Genomic DNA, 1,544 nt, shown 5'->3' with positions numbered 1-1,544 from the left:
CAAGCAGCAAACCCAGAGGGCCAGGGATCCCTATTGGATTGGTTAGTCTCTGCTTTAGAGCGGCTTCTTATGCAGCAAAACCAAAGCTGAAGTTGCAACCGAGCCTAGATCCAGCCCATTTCATCCAAAACGAGGGTAAACACCGTCGCGCAACAGGCCACCAACAGCGACACATAAGCCGGCTGACCGTGGGCAATGCAAACACCGGCTGCCACCGAAGCGCCCGCAGCTGCAGAAAAGGTACGACCTGCCCAATTGCCTTTGGAGGGTTTGTCAGAAGGATTGAATTTGTTAAACATTTTTACAGCAGAAAGAGGATTCAAAGGGAATCAATTCCATAGGAAACGGCCTCAGGTTATCACCCCCCGACTCGATTCCAGAGGGATCCAAGGCCATTCTCAATATTTCTTCGCTTAGGCTTCAATCTTTCGTAAAATTGCGCTGAGATGCTCATAATCATCCCGCAACAGAGAGCTCAACTGCCGACCTGCCTGTAAAAGCCAGTTGCGATCTCGGTTCAGGATTCGGTAAGTCTGGCGGATCACGGCAGCCACCAGCTCATCGGTTGGGATCCCGTTGACCCGTAGCAGGGTGCGCAAAAACTCGAAAGAGCGGCAGAACTCCCTCACTTCCGTATCGGAGCAGAGATAAACCGGCTGGTGAATCTGGGGAGGCCGTGGCGGCAAGTACTGGTAGACTCGTCCCCCGCTGACAAAGCCGACAATGGCCGCGCGGAAATCGGTGCGCAACATGGCAAAAATTTGGGGCTGTTGCTCCCGCAGCTCCTGAGGGGAGAGGCCCAAAGCCCTGGCGCGGTGGACGGTGTCGATGGGGGCGATGGCGGCATAGCAAACCACCCCGTAGATTAGGTTGCCGGTCTCTTCGTCTTGGGAGCGCGTCCAACTGCCGAGAGCAGGCATGGGTGGGAAGGTCAGACGTTCCGGCTCGAAGCACTGGGCCACAAAGGTTGTGGTGTTGGCTTCCACCACTTCTCCAAAAGCAGAGGCTGGCTGGGGAGAGATGGCCTTGGCTCTCATCGCGATCTCAGGCTCCTCAAGGGTTGCTGCTGCAGAGGCCGGCGAAGGGAGGTGGAATTCAGACCCACAGACAAGTCAAGAGAAAATAGAATCTTTCTAGGTTTTAAGACTTGTGAAGATAGGGGCAATCCCCTCGCCCAACCTTTTACCCCTTCTGCAACATTTTTCCCATCCCCGGACGGCAAATCGGCAACTCAACGGCCTATGAGATCCTCATTGCTAAGAAAGTTAGCCGACTTTGGGGATCCCTGCGTAATATATTTTTTCACACGCTCCCGCGCAAATTCGCCATCCTAAATATTAGCCATTCTAAGTATTGAGCAGTTGGCGAGCGGAGGGAGAAACAATGAATGCTCAGCAACGCGGCCAAATCATCGCTTCTGAGTGGATGATCGACAGCCAAAACCCGGTACACTCCATTTCTCGGCTCAAGCGTCGGGCGACCTACTCCGATGTAACCCTCTGGTGGTTGGTGGTGCAGCTAAACCTGATGGAACAAAACTCTAT

General features: G+C 53.8%; 1 protein-coding gene. It reads right to left on the bottom strand.

Annotated elements, in window-relative coordinates; all coding sequences use genetic code 11:
* Positions 1 to 413: 413 nt before the first annotated feature.
* Positions 414 to 1,037, bottom strand: a complete 624-nt coding sequence (locus NW829_RS08220; protein ID WP_414355331.1) for a hypothetical protein — start codon at positions 1,035 to 1,037, stop codon at positions 414 to 416.
* Positions 1,038 to 1,544 lie beyond the last annotated feature (507 nt).

Origin of the sequence: Synechococcus sp. R55.8 (assembly GCF_047461895.1) — a bacterium.
Lineage (GTDB): Bacteria > Cyanobacteriota > Cyanobacteriia > Thermostichales > Thermostichaceae > Thermostichus.
Note: the sequence above shows the minus strand (reverse complement) of the source record. Positions and strands in the feature narration are given on the sequence as shown.

Coding starts and splice junctions, on each gene's coding strand:
- NW829_RS08220 (WP_414355331.1), bottom strand. CDS start 1,037: ATGAGAGCCAAGGCCATCTCTCCCCAGCCAGCCTCTGCTTTTGGAGAA.